Here is a 20,380-nt window from a genome sequence, read left to right as displayed (position 1 = left end):
CGGACGGGCGCGAGCGCAGGAGATCGGCGCGAGCGCAGGAGGATCCGGCGCCGGATGTCCTGCTGCCGGGCGGATGCCCTGCTGCGGCGCCAGCGGCCAGGGTGCGGGAGCAGGGCACCGCGGGCACGAAAAGACTCCCCGCGCACCCGCCAGAGCCCGGTTACCCTTGCTGCGTTTCCGCCCTGGGGGAGTTGGCCTGGATGGCGCCACGCGGGGAGCCGTCACCTAGTGTACCCGAGCCGCGACCGGGTTGCGTACGCCCCGGTTGAGGCGTTGACTGGCGGATCTGGGACCACTGGCCCCAGACCACCGATCGACCGCCGTCCCCACGAACGGGCGGCGCACCGACCGGGACCGCATCGAACGAGAGGACTCACATGACCGACGTCGTCATCGCCGGAGGACACGGACAGATCGCCCTGCACCTGCAGCGACTGCTCGCCGAAGCAGGACACTCCCCCGCCGGCATCATCCGCAACCCCGAGCAGGTGGGCGAGCTCCAGGGCATCGGCTCCCGCGCCATCGTCCTCGACCTCGAGCACTCCTCGGCAGCCGAACTCGCCGACGAACTCGCCGGAGCCGACGTCGTCGTGTTCGCGGCGGGAGCCGGCCCGAACAGCGGCGCCGACCGCAAGCTCACCCTCGACCGCGACGGCGCCATCCTCCTCGCCGAGGCCGCCGAGCTCGCCAAGGTCCCGCGCTACATCATGGTGTCCGCGATGAGCACCGACGACTTCGACCCGGAGTCGGACGACGTGTTCCAGGTCTACCTGCGGGCGAAGTCCGAAGCCGACGCCGACCTCCGCGGGCGCGACCTCGACTGGACGATCGTCCGTCCGGGCGGCCTGACCGACGACGCCCCGACCGGCACGATCACCGCCGCGACGACCACCGACCGCGGCTCGATCCCGCGCGCCGACGTCGCCGCCGTGCTGTTCGCGCTCATCGAGTCGGGCTCGGCGTCCCGCACGCAGTTCGAGGTCATCGGCGGCGAGACCCCGATCCGCGAGGCGCTCGCGTCGCTGTAGGTCCCTGTACCTCGACAGGCTCGGTGAACGGATCCCCGTTCCCGGGCCTGTCGTCGTCTCCGTCAGACCCGATCCCTGAGCCTGTCGAAGTGCACACGGGACGCCCCGCCCTTCGACAAGCTCAGGGACCGGAACGAAGGCGGGCAACGAACACCGGTCACTGAGCCTGTCGAAGTGCACACGGCAAACCCCACCCTTCGACAAGCTCAGGGACCGGAACGAAGGCGGGCAACGAACACCGGTCACTGAGCCTGTCGAAGTGCACACGCCACACCCCGCCCTTCGACAAGCTCAGGGACCGGAATGGGTTTTCAGGGACCGTGGAGGGATCCAGGGACCGTGGAGGGCTTCAGGGACCGGAACAGGGACGAGTACCGAACACCGGTCACTGAGCCTGTCGAAGTGCACACGGGACACCCCACCCTTCGACAAGCTCAGGGACCGAAGAGGGTTCCAGGGACCAGAACTGGGACGGGCAACGAACACCGGTCACTGAGCCTGTCGAAGTGCACACGGGACACCCCGCCCTTCGACAAGCTCAGGGACCGGAGAGGGTTTCAGGGACCGGACAGGGTTTCAGGGACCGGAGAGGGTTTCAGGGACCGGAAGACGTCTCACCGACCGGGTACGTGCTCAGTGCTCGGGCCCACACAACCGATGCGGGTGCGGGCTCCGAAGAGTTCCCTGACCCGCACCGGCACCGTGTGCGCGCGACCTGGCGCACATATGGAGTTCCTGTGGGCGACACGTCCAGGGGTGTTACCTGTTCGTTATCAGTCCTAGGATCGGGCAACGGGTTCCGGCCCGGACGATGTACGCAGCGCGACGGAGGCCGACGATGGACCAACGCTACGACCCCGCGTTCCAGCGCGGACACACCGACGAGCGCACGCGCCCGAACGCCGGTGACACCGGCCGGCGCAGCCACCTCGCCTCGCTCGAGGAGATCGCCCCGCAGCTCATCCAGCCGCCCACCGACGGTCGCCCCGTCCGCCCGCCGACCGACGACCGGTTCGACGACGGCCCGCGCGCCCAGCCGTCCCGAGGCATGCCCTCACAGACCGACCGTCGCGCCCACCCGTTCGAAGCCCGGACCGGCGACACCGCCGTGGTCGCGGATCAGCCTGCGGCGGCAGGTCCCGACGCGCAGCAGACCCAGCTCGACCAGGAGCGGTACGACGCGTACCTCGACGCCACCGAAGCCCACCGGGTCCGCGCCGTCGTCTGGGAACGGGTCCTCTGGATCGTCGGTGTCGTCTTCACGCTCGGCGGCGGCGTGGGACTGTGGCAGTCGTTCACCCTGCTGTACCGCGGGTTCGTCGGCGACAGCGGCCCGACCGACAACTACCTCTGGATGCAGTTCCTCGGAGCACTCGCCCCGACCCTCATCACGATCGGCCTCGCCACCATCGTCGCGCTGCTGTTCAAGCGCATGCTCGACCACGACCGCAGGAGCCGACCATGACCGAGCAGAGCAACACCAGCCGCGCCCCACGGGACACCGTCGCCGAACTGAAGCCAGCGCTGAACGCCGAGGAGTTCCAGGTGCTGGCCGAGCGCATCCTCGACAACGTCGAGCGCGTCCTCGACGGCAAGCCGTTCGCCGCGCGGATGGCGCTCATCGTGATGCTCGCCGAGGGTCACCTGCTCATCGAGGACGTCCCCGGCGTCGGCAAGACCGTCCTTGCGAAGGCCCTCGCCGCGTCCGTCGGCAGCACCGTCCGCCGCATCCAGTTCACGCCCGACCTGCTCCCGTCCGACGTCACCGGCGTCTCGATCTTCAACCAGGTCGACCGCGAGTTCGAGTTCAAGCCCGGAGCGGTGTTCGCGAACATCGTCATCGCCGACGAGATCAACCGCTCCTCGCCGAAGACCCAGTCGGCGTTGCTCGAGTCGATGGAGGAGCGGCAGGTCACGGTCGACGGTGAGACGCACGCCCTGCCGTCGCCGTTCACGGTCGTCGCCACGCAGAACCCGCTCGAGATGGAGGGCACCTACGCTCTGCCGGAGGCCCAGCGCGACCGCTTCATGGCGCGTATCTCGATGGGATACCCCGACGCTTCCGCGGAGCTCGCGATGCTCCGCCAGCGTGACACGGTCAACCCGCTCGACACCATCGGACCGGTCGCCTCACGCGGCGACGTCGAGCGCCTCATCGCCTGGGCCCGCGGTGTCTTCGTGTCGCCGATCGTCGAGCAGTACTGCGTCTCGCTCGTGCAGGCGACCCGCGTGCACCCCGAACTCCGGCTCGGCGCGAGCCCGCGCGCCACCCTGCAGCTCGTCCGCGCGGCCAAGGTGCTCGCGGCGCTCGACGGTCGCGAGTTCGTCCTGCCCGACGACATCGATCAGCTGCTGGCACCGGTCCTCGCCCACCGGCTCATCCCCACCCGCCGAGCGGTGAGCGCCCACGACCGCTCGGGCGTCCAGGCGGTCTCCGAAGTGCTCGTCGAGTTGCTGGAGCGGACGCCCGTGCCGCACTCCGGGCGCACCGAGCTGAGGTCCTGATCCGATGGCCCCGCACCGCGACCGCCGGATCGCCGTGATCAGGCACCGGAGGTCCTGAGCCCATGAAGCGACGCGTGCCGTTGACGAGACGCGCGGTCGGCGTGCTCATCGCGGCCGGCGTGTGCCTCATCTTCGCGCGCGGGATCGGCTCCCCGGAGCTGCTCGCAGCGGCCGGGCTCCTCGTGGCGCTCGTCGCCGCCAGCTTCGGCGCGGTCTACCTCGAGCGGCCGTCGCTCCGGGTCGACCGCACCACCCGGCCCGACCTCGTCGCGGTCGGCGGGCGGATCTCCGTCGAGGTCACGATCGCCGAGACGAGCGCGCTCCCCCACGTCCACACGGAGTGGAAGGACCGCGTACCGGCCGGACTCGCCGGCAGCGCCGAAGGGACCCTGCCGAGTACCGGCGTCGCCGGCATCGGTTCGCGCCGTCGGACGGCCGAGTACACGGTGACGGCGCTGCGTCGCGGGGAGCACGAACTCGGCCCGCTCGGGCTGACCGTGAGCGACCCGTTCGGACTCGTCGTCCGTCGGCGCGACGTCGGCGGGACGCATGCGGTCGTCGTCCTGCCGGAGGTCGTCGTCCTGCCGGAGATCCCCGCACTCACGGCCAGCCGCGACGGTTCCACGCGCCCGTCGTCGCTGCACGTCGGCGCGGGTGAAGACGACATCATCGCGCGCCCCTACCTGCCGGGGGACGCGATCCGCCGACTGCACTGGCGGGCGAGCGCGCACCACGGCGAGCTGATGGTGCGGCAGGAGGAGCAGCGCAACGACCCCGAGGCGACCGTCCTCCTCGACACGGCCGCAGCCCACTGGGCCTGGCCCGACGACGATCCGTCGTACCTGCCGGCGTTCGAGCAGGCCGTGTCGCTCGCTGCCTCGATCACCGCCCACCTCGTCGACGCCGACTACCGCGTCAACCTCGTCGGTGCCGGCACCGAGGAGCTCTCCCGCGAGATCAGTGCGAGATCCGCGTCCGGTGGACTGCGTTCCAGTCCGGTGGGCGACATGGGCGACGCGCTCGCCCGCGGCGGGCAGCATCTCGAGGAGGACGACCTCGACGCCGCCTTGCTCGACCTGGCCCTCCTGCGACCATCGGTGCAGCCCAATCGGTTCCTCGACCTCTCACCCGTCATCGCCGCGCGCCGGTCGCAACCGGTCATCGCGATCCTCGGCGACGTCGAGGAGGGCGATCTCGGTGAACTGACCGCGGTCGCGCATCTCTCGCCGCTCCCCGTCGCACTCCTCCCGGCCGGCGCGCGGCGTCGGAGCATCGAGCTCCTGGAGTCCGCGGGGTGGCGCTGCCACGTCGGCGAGCGCGGCGCATCGTTCCAGGCGCTGTGGTCCGGCACGAGCGGTCCGGCCACCACCACGCTGGCGCCGTCGACCGGCCGTGGAGGTCAGGGTGGCCAGGGCGGTCGTCGGGGTGCCGGAGGTGCGTATGTCCGTCGCTGAGGAACGCCGTGCGGCGGCGGCCGCCCGTGGCCGGGGGTCGTCCCGCGGAGGCGTGCCATCGGGCGTCCGTCCTCGTGCCGACTCGTCGAACCCCCGACGTCCGTCCGGCGGAACCAGCGGCGGGTCGTGGTCAGGAAGCGCCGGCGGACGCCGGGAGGACCCACGCGACACCGCGAACGTCGGCGACCTGCGTCTCGGCCTCGCCGCCTTCCTGCTCCTCGCGACGGGTGGCCTCGGGTTCGGCCGGGTGCTCGACGCGCTCGACTGGTGGTTCGTCACGAACCTCGTCATCGCGATCGTCCTCGCCACGGCGATCCTCCTCCGGCGCACGAGACTGCCGGCGGTGTTCGTGTGGCTCGGCGCCGGCATCGCATGGCTGCTGACGATCACGCTGTTCTTCGCCAGTGAGACGGCGATCATCGGCATCGTCCCGACCCCGACCACGCTCGGCGCCTTCGAACGGTTGCGCGACGCCGGGTTCCAGACCTTCCACGACGGCTCGGCCCCACTCGACACCGACGCCGGCGTGGTCTTCGTCATGGCCGCGGGCGGCGGCCTCGTCGCGCTGGCGGTCGCCTGGCTCGTGCTCGGCCGCCACGCACCGGTGCTCGCGGCCGTCCTGGTCTTCGCCGTGTACGCCGGGCCGACGGTCGCCGTGTCGTTCCCCCTCGATCCGTGGGTGTTCGCGTTCGTCGCCCTCTCCTTCCTCTGGCTGCTCCGCGAGGACGTCCGACGCCGCGAGTTGCTGCGAGCGCTCGCCTCGGCCCAGGCTGCCGGCGACGGACGCGGCGCCGGACCGTCGGCGATGACCGGTGTCGGCCGCTTCGGAGGCCTCGGCCCGGCCGTCCTCGTCAGTGCCGTCGCGGTGGTGGTCGCCCTCCTCACGCCGGCGGCGCTCCCCGACCTCGCCGTCCGGGACGTGACCGCCGGTGCCCGTGGCAGTGGACCGTTCGTGAACGGCATCAACCCGCTCATCTCGCTCGGCCAGAGCCTGCGGCGCCCCGCGAACACGACCGCGCTCGAGTACACGACCACCGCCGACGACGCCCCCTACCTCAAGGTCACCGACCTCCGCGACTTCACGGGTACGGTCTGGGGACCGGACAATTCGGGCTACAACGACGGCAACACGCTCGACGCCTTCCCCGCGCCGGCCGGGCTCAGCGAGGCGATCCCGGTCGAGACCTTCGAGACGACGGTCACGGTGGACTCGCTGTCGAGCCCGTGGCTCCCGCTGCCGTACCCGACGCAGAAGGTCGACGGGCTCCGCGGCGACTGGCGGTTCGAGGCCGCCGGGCTGACGGCGATGGCGGAGCGTGGATCCACCCGCGGGCAGACCTACACGGCGACGAGCACCGCGATCCTGCCGACCGCACAGCAGATGCGCGACGTCCCGCCGGTCGCCGACCCGGCGTCAGCCGCCCCGTACCTCGAGCTGCCCGACGACCTGCCGCAGATCATCCGTGACACCGCCGCGGACGTCACGGCGACCGCCTCCACCGACTACGACCGCGCGATCGCCTTGCAGCGCTACTTCCGCAGCACCTTCGAGTACTCGGAGTCGGCACCCGTCGAGGAGGGCTTCGACGGCAGCGGAGCCGAGGTCATCGCGACGTTCCTGGAGCGCAAGGCCGGCTACTGCATCCACTTCTCGTCCGCGATGGCCGTGATGTCGCGCGTCCTCGGCATCCCCGCGCGCATCGCCATCGGGTACCTGCCGGGCACGACGATCGACAACACCCCGGCGAACCGCGACACCTACATCGTCACCTCGGACCAGTTGCACGCGTGGCCGGAGCTGTACTTCGAGGGTGTGGGCTGGGTGCCGTTCGAGCCGACGGCCAGCCGTGGGGTCGTGACGCAGTTCAGCGACGCGAGCACGGCGACGCCCGGCAGCGGATCGGTGAGTCCCGACAGCCGTCCGGCTCCGACCGCGGCGTCGACGCCCACGCCCACCGCGGACGCGCTCGGCGGACCGACCTCGGCCCGGTCCGGCGGGGCGTTCACCGCGGCGCTCGTCCCGCTCGCGATCCTGCTCGGCGCGCTGGTGCTGCTCGCCACCCCGTCGATCGCCCGGGGACTCCGGCGTGCGGCCGGGCGTCGGCGTGCGCTGACCGAGCGGACCTCGGCCGGCTGGGCCTGGGCGGAGTTCCTCGACACCGCCCGCGACCTCGGCTTCCCCGTGACGTCGGCGGAGTCACCACGCGGGTTCGCATCGCGGCTGCGCGGACAGTTCCGGATCGAGTCGCCGGCCGTCGACCGGCTCGTGGCGGCGGTCGAGCGGGAGAGCTATGCGCCGAGCGCTGGTGGTGCGGCGAGCGCCGGTTCGTTCGACGCAGCGTTGGCTGAGGCGAAGGCGGCCCTGCGGTCGGCGAGTCAGCCGCTCGAACGCGTCCTCGCGGCAGTCCTCCCGCGGTCGCTCGTGCTGCGGCGTGATCAACGGGTGGACTGGCGGCCGCCTGCTGCGAGCTGACGCGAGCGGCGCTCCGTGCCGGTGTCTCCGACCGCGGGCGTTAGTGCTCGGCCATGCTCGGAGCGCGGCGGCGGGGCCGGGTGGCGCGCAGCGGTCCGGGAACCAGGTATGCTGCTATCTGGCCGTTTTTCACAAACAGCCATGGAGAATTCGCCTAGTGGCCTATGGCGCACGCTTGGAAAGCGTGTTGGGTTAACGCCCTCGGGGGTTCGAATCCCCCATTCTCCGCCAGCTTCACCATGAACGCCCCGCCTCGCGCGGGGCGTTCTGCGTTTCATGCTCTGCGCGCGGAGGATCACGCACAACACCCACAGCCGGGGTTCGAATCCCCCATTCTCCGCCAGCTTCACCAGAACGCCCCGCCCCGCGCGGGGCGTTCTGCGTTTCCGGAGCACCCCGGCGACGTGTCCTCAGGTTGCCAGCGCGGTGCGCTGGCGTGAGCGCGGGTCACACGCGTGAGCGCGGGTCTCCGGAGGGGCGCGCTCAGGGCTACGACCCGCGCCCACGCCGAACCCGTCGGTCTCGCGCCAGCGCACCGCGCTGGCACCGAGTCCGCACATCTCACGTCAGCGCACCGCGCTGAGCGAGTCGATCATTCGAGGGTTGACAGTTAGAAGTCAAAGCATTAGCGTTCTAACCATGGACGACGAGACACCCACCCTCAGCAGCACACTCGAACTGGTCCGCTGGATCGGGTGGGCACAGCGCAAGGCCGGCGAGGACTGGATACGAGCCCGCGAACTCAGTCACGAACAGGCCTTCGTCCTCGGCCACCTCGTCCGGCATCCAGGATCGAGCCAACGCGACATCGCCGAGGTGAGCCGGACGAGCGCCGCCAGCGTCTCGAGCCTCCTGCAGGGACTCGAACGTCGAGACCTCGTCGAACGCCGCACGGAGGAGGGGAACGCGCGCACCAAGCGCGTCTACGCCACCCCGCTCGGCACCGACCTCATCGCCGGGTTCGAGACCGCGATGGCCGAGGCCGACGACATCATCCTCACCCCGTTGGACCAGAGCGAACGCGACACCCTGCACGCTCTGCTCACGAAGCTCACGGCGCACCTGCCGCAGCCGACCCGCTGATCATCGCTCGGGGAACCCGAGCTCCCTGACCACGCGCCGAGACCACTCGCCGCGTCATCCACCGACCGCCGAACACGATGGCGACCGCGAACGCCACGACGGCGTTGTCCGTCGCGCCCGAACGCCTGCTGAGCCCGTCCGCTCAGCCCGCGCCGGACGACCACCCCAATCACCGAACCCTCGCCGCGCCGGCGCTCATCGTCGCGCCCGGAACCTGCCCGAAACGGAGCCTGCCATGCACCCCGAACACCACACTGATCCCACCGCCGGAACACCCGTCCCCAGCAGCACCGCACGGTCGACGGCCACCGCGCCATCGACCGACACCGCGCCCTCGACCGCAGCCGACATGGTCGGGAGCAACCGCTGGTACCTCGCGACCGCCCCGATCATCCGGGCACTCATCCATCTGTGCGTCCCGATGGCAGCGGCCCTGGTCGTCAGCGCCGTCTACAACCTCATCAACGCGGGCGTCGTCGGCTCGCTGCACGACACCACCCTGCTCGCCGCGATCACCCTCGGAGCCCCGATCCTCGGACTGATCATGGCCATCGGCGACCTGTTCGGCGTCGGCGGCGGCGCGCTCATCTCCAGACTCCTCGGCGCCTCGGAACACGATCCGGCACAGGCCGGGGACATCAAACGGGCCGCTTCCTTCTCCGTCTGGGGCGCGTTCCTGACGGGCGCCGTCCTGGGCGGGATCGGCCTCGTGTTCCTCGGTCCACTCGTGTCGCTGCTCGGGGCGGACGCGGTCACCGCACCGGCGACCTCGGCGTTCATCGGTGTCATGCTCGCGTTCGTCCCCGTCATGGCGACCGCGTTCTGTCTGGAACAGCTCGTGCGGGCCGAGGGTGCCGCCCGTCAGGTGATGATCGCCCTCATCGCGTCGGCGGTGGCGAACCTCGTCCTCGATCTCGTCTTCATCCTCGGGTTCGGCTGGGGCGTCGCCGGCGCAGCGCTCGCGATGGGACTGGCGAACCTCGGTGTCCTCGTCTACTTCGTGGCGTGGTTGAAGCGCAACAGCGAGCACGTCAGTCTGGCTCCGCGTTGGTTCACGCTGTCGCCGACGATCCTCAAGCCGGTCCTCGGTGTCGGCGTGAGCACGCTCCTGCAGTCGGGGTTCCTCATCGTCACCGCACTCGTGTTGAACACGCTGGCCGCAGCATACGGAGACGCCCCGCTCGCCGCCATGGGCGTCGCGGTCCGGATCGCCCAAGTGCCCGAGTTCCTGGTCATGGGCGTCACCTTCGGCGTGCTCCCCCTCCTCGCATACGCGTTCGGCAAGGGCGACGGCGCGCGCCTCCGGTCCGCTCTCCGTGCCTCGGCACTCACGGTCGGTGGGATCTCGGTCCTCTTCGCCGGCGTCGTCTTCGTCCTGCGTGAGCCGATCGTCTCCGCGTTCATCGCCGACCCCGCCGTCCTCGGACTCGGCGTCACGATCCTCGTCGCCCAGCTCACCGCGATGATCGCCAACGGATTCACCGGACTCATCACCTCGCTCTTCCAAGCGACCGGGCGAGCACTCCCCGCAGCGGTCATGGCCGTCACCCAGGGCGTGCTGTTCGTCCCGATCGTCCTCCTCGGCAACCTGTGGTTCGGACTCGGTGGCATCGTCTGGTCGCTCACCGTCACGGAGGTCATCGTCTTCCTCGTCGGTGTCCTGCTCTGGCTCGGCTCGCGACGTGCCATCAGCCGTGGCCTCGCAGCCGGTTCCCCGGAGCGCGCCGAAGCCCAACTCGCCGACGCCTGACGGACTGCCAGCGCGGTGCGCTGACGTGAGCGCGGGTCACACGCGTGAGCGCGGGTCTCCAGAGGGCCGCGCCCACGTCCATGACCCGCGCTCACGCCGATTGCAGCGACCTCACGTCGGCGCACCGCGCCGGCACCCACACCACCGCGCTCGGGTCAGCGCACCGCGCTGGCGACACCCCGCGGGGCGCGCGGGACATCCCGGGAGCATCAACCCGCAGGGGCGTCCAGGGGCATCCGCATCACCGCGTTCTCGATGAGCACCCCGCGACGCTCGACCCGCTGCTCGCGGACCACGACGAAGCCGTGACGCTCGAACACCGGCTGCGCCGTCCGACTCGCCTGCACGGTCACCTCGCGGAGCCCCACCGCCCGCGCCTCGTCGAGCACCTGATGGATGAGTGCGGAACCGACGCCGTGTCGTCCGGCGTCCGGATCGACGAACAGCATGTCGAGGTAGCCGATCTCGACGTCCAGGTCGGTGAATCCGACCACCGAGTCGTCGAGCTCGGCCACCCACGTCGTCACCGCGGCACGTCGGTCGGCCCAGTCGTCCAACACGGCGCCTGCCGGTTCGTCCGGCACCCAGGCGGCGAGCTGCTCGGGCGTGTAGTGGGCGGCAGCCGTCACCCGCACCGCGCGTTCGAAGATCGACCTGGTCGCCCGCGCATCGGTGTCGCGGTAGCGGCGGATCCTGAGGTCGTCGAGCACGCGCGTCAGCCTAGCCGGAGTGCCGGGACGCCGCGGGCAAGCGACCTCAGCGCTTGAGCGCCGGAATCTCCGAGAGGTCGGTGTACACGGGTATCCCGCGCTCACGGGCGATCGCGACGTCGGTGTCGGCGCCGGACGACTCCCCCGGCAACCGGAGCACGGCGTCGCAGTGCTGGAGCAGCCGCCTCGCCGTCTCGTACATCACGTCGCCGTCGCCGGACGCGCTGCCGATCCCACGCAGGATCGGCAGCGCGACCCACTCCCCGATCATCGGGACGTGACCGAGCGCGTAGATGGGCGCTGCAGCGGCTTCGAGTCGTTCCAGGTTGCGGGCGATGGCGTCCGGGTCACCGCCGGTCCCGGAGCGGTAGGGGCCGGCGATGAGGATGAGGAGTGGCGTTGTCATGTCCAGCACTGTAGCGTTAACCGTGCACGATCGTGCAACACCATGAAGGAGCACGCATGTTGAGCGCACAACGACGATCACACCTGCTCGACCTCCTCGACCGCGACGGCCGGATCGTCGCGAAGGACGCCGCCGCTGCGCTCGGGCTCTCGGAGGACTCGATCCGACGAGACCTCCGCGAGCTGGCCGATGCCGGTCTCTGCGTCCGCGTCTACGGCGGCGCACTCCCGGTCGCCGCGGCCGATCGCCCGTTCCGGGATCGACTGTCCCTCGGGGCGGAGAGCAAAGAGCGCGTCGCCCGCATCGCCGCCGAGCGGATCCGACCAGGCAGCACCATCATCATCGACGCCGGCACCACCGCGCTCGCGCTCGCGCGACTCCTCCCGGACGACCCGACCCTCACCGTCATCACCCCGAGCCCGGCGGTCGCACTCGCCGTGGCGGAGCACTCGCCGGCACGCGTCATCATGATCGGCGGCGAACTCGGACGTCACTCCATGGTCGCGGGCGGCGCCCTCGCCGCGGAAGCCATCCGTCACCTGAGTGCCGACGCCTGCTTCCTCGGCGTCACAGGTTTCCATCCCGAACACGGCCTCACCACCGGCGACCTCGACGATGCCGCGACGAAGCGCGCCCTCGCCGAGCGCAGCACCGACGTCTACGTCCTCGCGAGCGAGGAGAAGGTCGGGGCCGTCTCCCGGTTCCCGGTGCTCGACCTCGGCGAGGTTACCGAGGTCATCGTCGACCCGCAGGCGGACGGACCTGATCCGTCGACGCGGACCGGAGGTTCAGACGCGCGGGATCGTCAGGATCGCGGGTAGGTCTCGGCGAGGAACGCGGCGTAGCCACCCGGGGTCCGGCCACGTCGCCGACCCGAGGTCTCGACGGGCACATCGAGCGTCGGTACGACCCGGAGACCCGCCGCCCGGGCGCGCTCGACGAGATCGACGTCCTCATGCTCGGGCAGCTCACGAAAGCCGCCGAGTTCGTCGAGCCGATCGGCCCGGACACCCAGATTGGCCCCGTGCACGTTGCCCGGCAGATGTCCGGGCGGGTGGGTCAGCGACCACCGCTCCACGTCGTCCTCGGAGAAGTCCGTGAAGTCGGGACGGACGGTCCCGAGGAGGACGTCGACACCGTCGTCGAAGGCATCGGCGTGGACGGAGAACCAGTCCTCCGGAACGCGCGAGTCGGCGTCGGTGTTGGCGATCCACCGCGCGGAGACGTCCGCAGCACCCGATCCCACAGCGGCCGCGCCACCGGCCCGCCGGGCCGCCCCGACACTGCGCTCGTCGATGACGACGGTGACCGCCTCCTCGGACTCGAAGCCCGCCAACCGCTCACGGACGATCCGCGCCGTGTCGTCGCGACAGTCGTCGAGCACCACGACGATCCCCACCTGCAGCTCGGGACGACGACGCAGCACGGCGGCACGCGCGACGAGGAGCGCGTCGAGGCATGCCCCGATCAGCTCCTCCTCGTCGTGAACGGGCACGACGGCATCGATCCGTCGCAGCATCAGCCCGTCAGACCGTCCACTGCGGCGACGCTCGCCTCATCGGCGGGCACGAGGACGTCGAGCAGGAAGTCGTCCTCGACGTGCTGGATCGACCGACGTCCTGGCCAGCGCTCGAGCAAGCGGCGATGGACGAACTCGGCGGAGGTCGTGGCGTGGTCGTCGGGGTGCCGCCAGTGACACGCGACGATGCTCCCGCCGGGGGTGAGTGAGCCGAGAATCTGATCGATGACCCGATCGAGGTCGGCCGCCGACAGGTAGTAGCCGACCTCCGACATCACCACGAGGTCGAAGGTGCCACTCGGCCAGTCGTCCGGGAGCGTGCCCCGTTCGAACCGGGCGGCGGGCACCCGTCGACGGGCGATCTCGAGGGGCGCTTCGGCGATGTCGACACCGAGCACGTCGTCGCTGCGGTCCGCGAGCCGCTCCGTCAGGACACCCGTCGCGCAGCCGAGTTCGAGCACCGAACCGTAGCGCTGGCGCGGCAGAGCGGCGAGGAGGACCCGACGTTTGCGCTCCTCGTACCAGGACCCGAAGTCCCAGCCGTCGGGGTGGTCGCGGTAGTGGTCCTCGAACGACTCCTTTGACCGCGAGATCGCATCGGCCGTCGCAGCCGTCACGGCATCGGTGCCGGCGGGGTCGGTGTCGGTGTCCGCCGCCGCACGTGTGTCCGGGTCGCTGTCGGGCTCAAGGTCCAGCGCACGCCCGTTCGGGAACAGCACCTCGAACCGCCGCGCGTAGTGCTGCAGGTGGTGGTGGTCGACGATCGCCTCGTCGCCCGGTGCGTCCGAGAGGGGCTCCGTCTGCGAGGGGTAGGCGTCCATCGCGGCGATCTTCGCCCCGTGCGCCGCCGCGTCGAGCGGGACGATCCGCGCCTCGGCCCACGGCAGGGTCGCGTCGTCGGTGTCGGCCCAGTGCCAGAGCCAGATGGGGAACTCCACAAGCGCGAGGTCGAGCTCGGTCGCGAGGGCCGTGGCGAGTTCGCCCGCGATCCGGTGGTCGCGGTGCCCGTCGCCGCGCCAGGGGGCGACGATGAGCGGTCGCGATCCCGCGGTGGCGACGGCTGCTCGCAGTCGCTCCGCGATGCCCGCGCGTTCAGCGTCGAGGCCGCCGTCCGGGATGTGCAGGACGTCGTACCCGACCGTCGGGTGGAGACGACCGACAGCATCGATGAATTCGGCCTCCCGGCGCGGGGCGAGTTCCTCGGGCGTGGTGGTCGGTGAGTCGGGGTGCGATCCCTCGCCGAGGGTCACGAGGAGGACCTCGACCGGGATCCCAGCGGCTGCAGCTGCCGCGATCAGCCCGCCGGCTCCGAGCGACTCGTCGTCGGGGTGCGGTGACAGGACGACGACGCCCGTGGCGTGCCTCCAGCCGTCCCAGACGGGCAGGTCGAGCTCATGCAAGCGGGTCGCCCAGGCGGCTGCCGACGTGCCGGGGTCGCGGTGGTCGAAGGCGGGCATCAGTCGGCCTCCACCAGCATGCGGCCGTAGCGCGCGAGGTCGCGGTCGCCGTGGTCCTGCTGGATGTAGAGCTCGAGGTCGGACATCCGCGCGAGGTAGGCGGGCTCGGAAGTGAGCGGGCCGGGGCCGAGTGCTCCGAGCACCCCGGCGCGGATGGCGTCGACCCGACCGCGGACCGTCGACCGCACTCGCTGGGCGAGGCGCGGACCGGCCGTGTCGTCGGCGTGGCCGTGCTCGATGGCTTGGGCCGCGTCGGCGATCGCCTGCTCGGCGATCGAGAGGTCGATGGCCGCGGCGCCGAGCGTGCGGAGGAGGAGGTCGGCATCGGGGCGGGTGCGTGCCGCGGCGAGCAGGCGGTCGACGAGCGTGATCGCGCCGCCCCACCAGCAGGCGGCGACGCCGATCCCGCCCCAGGAGAAGCCGGGGCGTCGCAGGTACCACCCGTCGTCGCCGACCGGGGACGCCGGGACGCCGTCGAAGCCGACCGGGCCACTCGGGACGAGCGGCAGTCCGCGGGCGAGCCACGCGCTGTCGTCGGTCGTGACCCCGGGATCGGTGAGTGCGACGGCGAACAACCGCCGCTCCCCCGGCGCGGTGTGGGCGGTGACGAGCGCGTCGCTCAGGTGGGACGCGAGGGAGCACCACGGCTTGGTGCCGGTCAACTGCCAGGCGTCGTCGACCAGGGTGGCGTCGAGACGCAGCCCGGGTGCTTCGGCCGCGAAGACGCCCCAGGTGGAGACGGCCGGCGGTTCGAGGTCGGCCTGATGCAGGATGGCGAGAGCGTCGAGGTGCGGTTCGACGACACGTGCGAGCGTGACGTCGACCGCGGCGATCGCGCCGAGTCCCGCGAAGACCCGCCCGGCGGTGTGCTGTTCGAGCGGGCCGACGAGTCGCACGGCTGTGGAGGTGAAGGCCAGGCGCGACTCGATGCTCGCCAACGATCCGGTCGCCGCATCGTGCAGAGCGTCGAGGTCGAGGGAGCTACCGCTGGTTGGCCAGGCGGTCGACTGCAGACGGATCATGCGATCCGTGTCTGGTGTCGGGGTTCCATCGGTGCGCGCATGCGACCTCCTCGCGTCGTGGAGGTCCAAGTCTCGCACCGCCACGCGCCGCCGCCCGCCCCTGGACCGCGACCATCGACCCTGGTAGTGCGTCAGCGCGGTGCGCTGACGCGAGCGCGGGCCATGGACGTGGGCGCGGGTCTCCGGAGGGGCGCGCTCGGTCGCCTGACCCGCGCTCACGCCGGTTCCCTCGGGTTCGCGTCAGCGCACCGCGCTGGCACCGGTTTCCGGCGACTCGGCTCAGCGCACCGCGCCGGCACCCCGCTCGGGCGAGGCGCCGGGCACCGGCTCAGTCGCGGAAGAGGGCGCTGTAGGCATTGATCGCCGGCTGCCCACCGAGGTGCGCGTAGAGGACATTGCTGGACGCCGGGATGTCACCACTCGTCACGAGGTCGATGAGCCCTGCCATCGACTTCCCCTCGTAGACCGGGTCGATGATGACACCCTCGAGCCGACCGGTCAGGCGGATCGCCTCCATCGTCGACTCGACCGGGATCCCGTAGAGGTCGCCGGCCCACCCCTCCAACACCGTGATCTCGTCGTCGCGGAGCTCGCGTTCGAGGCCGATGAGCTCCGCCGTGTTGCGGGCGATGCGTGCGACCTGGTCGCGGGTCTCCTGGATCTTCGCCGACGCGTCGATGCCGATCACCCGGCGCGGTCGGTCCTGCCCGGCGAACCCGGCGATCATGCCGGCGTGGGTGGACCCGGTGACGCTGCAGACGACGATCGTGTCGAAGAACACCCCGAGTTCACGCTCCTGCTGCTCGACCTCCGCGGCCCAGTTCGCGAACCCCAGACCACCGAGCCGGTGGTCCGACGCGCCGGCCGGGATCGCGTACGGGGTGCCGCCGCGTTCGCGCACGTCGTCGAGGGCGCGTTCCCAGCTCGACTTGAAGCCGATGCCGAAGCCCGCGGGATCGAGACGGACCTCGGCGCCCATGATCCGCGACAGCATGATGTTGCCGACCCGGTCGTTCACCGCGTCCGGCCAGTCCACCCAGTTCTCCTGCACGAGCACCGCCTGCATCCCGAGCTTCGCCGCGACCGCCGCGACCTGCCGCGTGTGGTTGGACTGGTAGCCACCGATCGACACGAGTGTGTCGGCACCCTGCGCGATCGCGTCGGGGATGAGGTACTCCAGCTTGCGGGTCTTGTTGCCGCCGTAGGCGAGACCGCTGTTGACGTCCTCGCGCTTGGCCCAGATCGTCGCGCCGCCGAGGTGGGCGGTGAGGCGGTTGAGTTCGTGGACGGGACTCGGTCCGAAGGTGAGCGGGTAACGGGAGAAGTCGCTGAGGGACATGTGGTGGCTCCTGGGTCTCGGTGGTGCGGCTGAGTGGTGGCGATCGGTGCCGGGAAACGGGTCGGGTGGCGCGAGCTGGTCAGTCCTCGTCGAGGTGGGCGAGGACAAGGTCGGCGAGGGTCGTCCAGTTGCCCCGGACGAGCGCGGCCGCCGCATCCACGTCCCCCTCCGCACAGCGCTCGATGACGGCATCGTGCTGCGCGATCGACCCGCGTGCCGCGACCGAGGAGAACCGCAGCCGTTCGATCCGGCGCAGCAGCGGAGTGACCGCCTCGAGCGCATCACGGATGAACGGATTCCCGGCGACGTCCACGGCCACGGCATGGAAGGCGTCGTCCGCTGCGAGCGCGGCGTCGGCGTCGTCACGTTGGAGCGCGGCTGCGAAGTCACGGTTCGCCGCGCGCATGCGGTCGAGGTCGGCCGCACTCAGGTGCGGCACCGCCTCACGGACGGCGAGTTCGTGCATGGCGGCGGCGACCGCCTGTGCCTGCAACGTCGCCCGGCTGTCGAGCGGGGCGACGACGGTCGACCGTCCGGGTTTCGCAATGACGAGCCCGCTCCGGGCGAGGCGCAGGACGGCCTCACGGATGGGCGTGCGACTCACGCCGAGCCAGCGTTCGAGTTCGGTGTCGACGAGCTTCTCGCCCGGGGTGAAGGTGCCGTCGACGATCGCATTGCGGAGCGACTGATAGACGTCGTCGCGGAGGAGCGCGCGGCGATGCGGGTTGGCTTGAGCGGGGGCGGGCATGCAATATATTGCACATCGCACGACCGAGAAGTCAAGCGCATCGGTGCAACCGGGCGGACCGGCTCGGAGAATGGGGTATTCGTCCTACTTGTCCCCCAGATGGCGGATTGTCCACCCACTGAAAGCAGGCCACGATGGTCGGCGGGGGTGAGCGCGTGGTGCGACGGGGTGACGAACCGGTGACGGTCAGACCGCATCCCCGCGTGCTCTGGAGCGCCGTCCTGAGTGCCGCCATCGTCGTCCTCCCGGTCTGGGGCGTCTCGCTCTGGCTCGTCGGCCCGAGCCCGAGTGTCGAACGCACGTGGGTCATCACGCTCGGTGTCATCGGCATGGTCGTGCTGCTCGGCGTCGCTGTCCTGTCCCGTCGCCAACGCATCGTCGTGTGTCGTGACGGCTTCATCGAGCAGCCCATCGTCGGGCGGCAGCGGTTCGTTCCACGGGAGGCGATCGGCCGCAGTCTGCTCTTCGAGTTCCGGGGTCGAGGTCTGCATGCGAGCTCGCAGTTCTTCGTCTGCGACGCCGAGAACCGCCCACTCCTCCGCATGCGCAGCAACCGGTGGAGCACGGACAGCATCGCGGCCGTCGTCGCCGCCTACGACGGCCCGGTGGAGCGACCTCGCCAGCCGGTCTCGCTCGACGACCTCCGCGAGGACCACCCCGACCTGCTCACCCCGCTCGAACGCCTGCGCTGGGCGCGCGCCGAACTGCTCTAGCTGAACTGCTCTCGCCGAGTCGGCCTGCCCTGGCTACCGCGACGGAGCGCGAGGGTGACGCCGCATCGCGCGGGATCCGCCTCGGGTCGGAGACCGCCCGGGTCAGAGCGCCTTCGCGTACCAGTGGGCGCCGGGATCGCCGTCGACCCGCGTGAAGCCCGTCCGCTGGTAGAACTGCTGGGCCCCGGTGTTCGCGACACCGACGCCGAGGTGCACACCCGGGACGCCGCCCTCCGCGAGGAGCTCGCAGAACGCGTCGATGAGCCGTCTGCCGACACCCATCCCCTGCGTCTCCGGCAGCAGGTCGATGTGCAGGTGGGCCGGGTACTGCGCCAGGAGGTCCGGGGCCAGTCCGCCGCGGTCGGTCGCGGATCGGACGATGCCGCGTTCGTCCTCCGAGGCCGCACCGGAGGCCGCAGCCGCCGCGTACTTGCCCTCGACAGTCGGCCACCAGCGCTCGATGAACCAGCGGTCGAAGGCGGTCGTGTCCGCGGTGCCCAGGATGTACCCGATCGGACCCGAGCCGGCGTCGACGAGCAGCGCCAACTCGGGCTCGTGCTCGACATAAGGCAAGGCGTAGATGTCGGGCAGGAGGTCGTCCGTGCTGAACTGTCCGGTCGCGTCCGCCCCCGAGTCGCCCGTTCGGATGCAGATCGCCGCCACGGCGGCGCGGTCGGACGGTCGGTACGCGCGGATGTCGGTCACCGCGCCAGCCTAACCGGCGTACCCCGATCCCTGAGCCCCATCCTCGCCGGTCCCTGAAGCCCACCCTCCCGGTCCCTGAGCCCCGCCCTCCCCGGTCCCTGAGCCTGTCGAAGGGCGGCGTTCCTTCGTCTGCCCTTCCACCACCCTCCGGTCCCTGAGCCTGTCGAAGGGCGGTGTCCACCCGTGTGCCCTTCGACAAGCTCAGGGACCGATCGAGGTGCGGCCCAGGGTCCGATCGAGGGGCGACCAAGGGACCGACCGAGGGGGTGACCAAGGGGCCGACCAAGGGGGTGACCAAGGGGCCGACCAAGGGGCGACCAAGGGTTCGACCGAGGGGCGACCCATGAGCCGGAGTATGGGTCGGCGCTCGGTTCGAACAGGGTGCCTAGGCTGAGTCCCGTGACATGGCGACCAGGGAGCATCGACGCGGCCGTCGAGCAGTGGCGGCTCGTGCCCGACGGCGAGCTCATCGTGACGCCGTCGAGCCGGCTACTTCCCGTGACGCACCACGGACGACCGGCGATGCTCAAGGTGCCGCTCGTCCACGAGGAGGCGCTCGGCGGTCAGCTGCTCGCGGCGTGGGACGGCGGCGGGTGTGCAGCGGTGTTCGCGGGCGATGACCACGCGATCGTCCTGGAACGCGCGACGAGCGGCCGTGATCTCTCCTCGCTGACCCGAGCAGGTGACGACCTCGGAGCCGTCGCGCTCCTGTGCTCCGTGCTCGACACCCTGCACACGGCCATCCCCGCCCCGGCGCCGACCGATGCCGACGGTGTCATCGCCGAACTCCCCACGCTCCGCCGGTGGTTCCACGAGCTGCTCGCCGCCGACGCCTCAGCCCTCGGCACCCTCCTCGGCGATGCGGCGAGCGCCGCGTTCCTCGAGCGTGGGCGGGAGCTCGCCGATCGACTGCTCGACACCACGACGCCTGCGGACGTCGTCGTGCTCCACGGCGACCTCCACCACATGAACGTGCTCGAGTTCGCACCCGGCGACTGGCGGGCGATCGACCCCAAGGGCATCGTCGGCCACCGCGCCTTCGACGCCACCGCGATGTTCAGCAACCCCGATCCCGCGACGGCGCGGAACCCGCGGCTGTTCGCCGAGCGCGTCGAGCTGGTGCGTCGATCGCTCGGCCTGCCGCGAACCGTCCTCCTCGAGTGGGTGGTCGCGCGCTCCGCGCTGTCCGCCGTGTGGTCACTGCAGGACGGGCTGCTCGACGACGCCCGCGCCACCGTCGAGCTCGGCCGCCTCGCCGAGGACGGCCTCCGGTAGGTTCGCGCCCTTCGACAAGCTCAGGGACCGGGAAACCGCTCAAGGGACCGGGAGCCGCTCAGGGACCGGGAAACCGCTCCGGGAACGGGGAACCGCTCAGGGGAACGGGACACCGCTCAGGGAACGGGAAACCGCTCAGGGAACGGGAAACCGCTCAGGGGACGGGACACCGCTTGAAGACCGGAGCAGCAGC

At 71.1% G+C, this 20,380-nt stretch carries 18 protein-coding genes, 1 tRNA gene and 1 other RNA gene; 11 read left to right on the top strand and 9 right to left on the bottom strand.

Annotation, left to right across the window (positions count from 1 at the left end; genetic code table 11):
• Nucleotides 1–126 precede the first annotated feature (126 nt).
• Nucleotides 127–223: signal recognition particle sRNA small type (ffs, locus tag ACZZZB_RS14765), an RNA gene on the bottom strand.
• A 154-nt stretch (nucleotides 224–377) separates the two neighbouring features.
• Between ffs and ACZZZB_RS14760 the strand changes: the two genes are divergently transcribed.
• The 8 genes from ACZZZB_RS14760 (at nucleotide 378) to ACZZZB_RS14725 (ending at nucleotide 10,293) form a co-directional block, all read left to right on the top strand.
• Nucleotides 378–1,028, top strand: a complete 651-nt coding sequence (locus ACZZZB_RS14760) for an SDR family oxidoreductase (protein ID WP_191941690.1) — start codon at nucleotides 378–380, stop codon at nucleotides 1,026–1,028.
• Nucleotides 1,029–1,866: 838 nt separating this feature from the next.
• Nucleotides 1,867–2,493 (top strand): hypothetical protein, encoded by a 627-nt coding sequence (locus ACZZZB_RS14755; protein WP_463530062.1) that lies wholly within the window; start codon nucleotides 1,867–1,869, stop codon nucleotides 2,491–2,493.
• The gene (locus ACZZZB_RS14750) at nucleotides 2,490–3,533 is read left to right on the top strand and encodes an AAA family ATPase (RefSeq protein ID WP_086475010.1); all 1,044 of its coding nucleotides are present in this window, start codon (nucleotides 2,490–2,492) and stop codon (nucleotides 3,531–3,533) included. Before ACZZZB_RS14755 ends, ACZZZB_RS14750 begins: the two co-directional genes overlap by 4 nt.
• Nucleotides 3,534–3,607: 74 nt before the next feature.
• Nucleotides 3,608–4,987, top strand: a complete 1,380-nt coding sequence (locus ACZZZB_RS14745) for a DUF58 domain-containing protein (RefSeq protein ID WP_463530061.1) — start codon at nucleotides 3,608–3,610, stop codon at nucleotides 4,985–4,987.
• Entirely contained in the window at nucleotides 4,974–7,460 is a 2,487-nt protein-coding gene (locus tag ACZZZB_RS14740; RefSeq protein ID WP_463530060.1) for a transglutaminase TgpA family protein, read from the top strand. The genes ACZZZB_RS14745 and ACZZZB_RS14740 overlap by 14 nt, the downstream gene beginning before the upstream one ends.
• 143 nt (nucleotides 7,461–7,603) lie before the next feature.
• A tRNA-Ser gene (locus ACZZZB_RS14735) sits at nucleotides 7,604–7,691 on the top strand.
• 408 nt (nucleotides 7,692–8,099) lie between these two features.
• Nucleotides 8,100–8,543, top strand: a complete 444-nt coding sequence (locus ACZZZB_RS14730) for a MarR family winged helix-turn-helix transcriptional regulator (protein WP_463530059.1) — start codon at nucleotides 8,100–8,102, stop codon at nucleotides 8,541–8,543.
• 235 nt (nucleotides 8,544–8,778) lie between these two features.
• Nucleotides 8,779–10,293 (top strand): MATE family efflux transporter, encoded by a 1,515-nt coding sequence (locus ACZZZB_RS14725; protein WP_463530058.1) that lies wholly within the window; start codon nucleotides 8,779–8,781, stop codon nucleotides 10,291–10,293.
• Nucleotides 10,294–10,502: 209 nt separating this feature from the next.
• On the opposite strand, the gene ACZZZB_RS14720 is transcribed toward ACZZZB_RS14725, so the two are convergent.
• Together ACZZZB_RS14720 and ACZZZB_RS14715 are read right to left on the bottom strand one after the other, a co-directional pair.
• Nucleotides 10,503–11,003, bottom strand: a complete 501-nt coding sequence (locus ACZZZB_RS14720; protein WP_463530057.1) for a GNAT family N-acetyltransferase — start codon at nucleotides 11,001–11,003, stop codon at nucleotides 10,503–10,505.
• A gap of 46 nt (nucleotides 11,004–11,049) precedes the next feature.
• Nucleotides 11,050–11,409 carry a DUF4406 domain-containing protein gene (locus ACZZZB_RS14715; protein ID WP_463530056.1) on the bottom strand — a complete coding sequence of 120 codons (360 nt, stop codon included), beginning with the start codon at nucleotides 11,407–11,409 and terminating at the stop codon, nucleotides 11,050–11,052.
• A gap of 56 nt (nucleotides 11,410–11,465) precedes the next feature.
• Between ACZZZB_RS14715 and ACZZZB_RS14710 the strand changes: the two genes are divergently transcribed.
• Nucleotides 11,466–12,230 (top strand): DeoR/GlpR family DNA-binding transcription regulator, encoded by a 765-nt coding sequence (locus ACZZZB_RS14710; RefSeq protein WP_463530055.1) that lies wholly within the window; start codon nucleotides 11,466–11,468, stop codon nucleotides 12,228–12,230.
• Here ACZZZB_RS14710 and ACZZZB_RS14705 read toward each other — a convergent pair.
• From ACZZZB_RS14705 to ACZZZB_RS14685, 5 genes are all read right to left on the bottom strand, one after another.
• Nucleotides 12,215–12,904, bottom strand: coding sequence for a glycosyltransferase family 2 protein (locus tag ACZZZB_RS14705; protein WP_463530054.1), 690 nt, complete (start codon nucleotides 12,902–12,904; stop codon nucleotides 12,215–12,217). The two genes, ACZZZB_RS14710 and ACZZZB_RS14705, sit on opposite strands and share 16 nt — an antisense overlap.
• 23 nt (nucleotides 12,905–12,927) lie before the next feature.
• Nucleotides 12,928–14,385: a PIG-L family deacetylase gene (locus tag ACZZZB_RS14700; RefSeq protein ID WP_463530053.1), complete on the bottom strand. Its 1,458-nt coding sequence runs from the start codon at nucleotides 14,383–14,385 to the stop codon at nucleotides 12,928–12,930.
• On the bottom strand, nucleotides 14,385–15,407 hold the full coding sequence (locus ACZZZB_RS14695; protein WP_192005732.1) for an acyl-CoA dehydrogenase: 1,023 nt from the start codon (nucleotides 15,405–15,407) through the stop codon (nucleotides 14,385–14,387). The genes ACZZZB_RS14700 and ACZZZB_RS14695 overlap by 1 nt, the downstream gene beginning before the upstream one ends.
• A 328-nt stretch (nucleotides 15,408–15,735) precedes the next feature.
• On the bottom strand, nucleotides 15,736–16,746 hold the full coding sequence (locus tag ACZZZB_RS14690) for a 1-aminocyclopropane-1-carboxylate deaminase (protein ID WP_137243770.1): 1,011 nt from the start codon (nucleotides 16,744–16,746) through the stop codon (nucleotides 15,736–15,738).
• A 79-nt stretch (nucleotides 16,747–16,825) separates the two neighbouring features.
• On the bottom strand, nucleotides 16,826–17,494 hold the full coding sequence (locus ACZZZB_RS14685) for a GntR family transcriptional regulator (RefSeq protein ID WP_137243771.1): 669 nt from the start codon (nucleotides 17,492–17,494) through the stop codon (nucleotides 16,826–16,828).
• A gap of 179 nt (nucleotides 17,495–17,673) precedes the next feature.
• Between ACZZZB_RS14685 and ACZZZB_RS14680 the strand changes: the two genes are divergently transcribed.
• Nucleotides 17,674–18,207 (top strand): hypothetical protein, encoded by a 534-nt coding sequence (locus ACZZZB_RS14680; RefSeq protein ID WP_463530052.1) that lies wholly within the window; start codon nucleotides 17,674–17,676, stop codon nucleotides 18,205–18,207.
• 102 nt (nucleotides 18,208–18,309) lie between these two features.
• Here the strand turns inward: ACZZZB_RS14680 and ACZZZB_RS14675 are convergent, their stop codons facing one another.
• Complete coding sequence (locus tag ACZZZB_RS14675; RefSeq protein ID WP_463530051.1) at nucleotides 18,310–18,912, bottom strand: GNAT family N-acetyltransferase; 603 nt, start codon at nucleotides 18,910–18,912, stop codon at nucleotides 18,310–18,312.
• 399 nt (nucleotides 18,913–19,311) lie between these two features.
• Here ACZZZB_RS14675 and ACZZZB_RS14670 point away from each other — a divergent pair, with 399 nt between their 5' ends.
• Nucleotides 19,312–20,187 (top strand): aminoglycoside phosphotransferase family protein, encoded by an 876-nt coding sequence (locus tag ACZZZB_RS14670; protein WP_463530050.1) that lies wholly within the window; start codon nucleotides 19,312–19,314, stop codon nucleotides 20,185–20,187.
• Nucleotides 20,188–20,380 lie beyond the last annotated feature (193 nt).

Source organism: Plantibacter sp. AC185, assembly GCF_979258065.1.
This window is presented reverse-complemented; position numbering and strand designations above follow the sequence as displayed.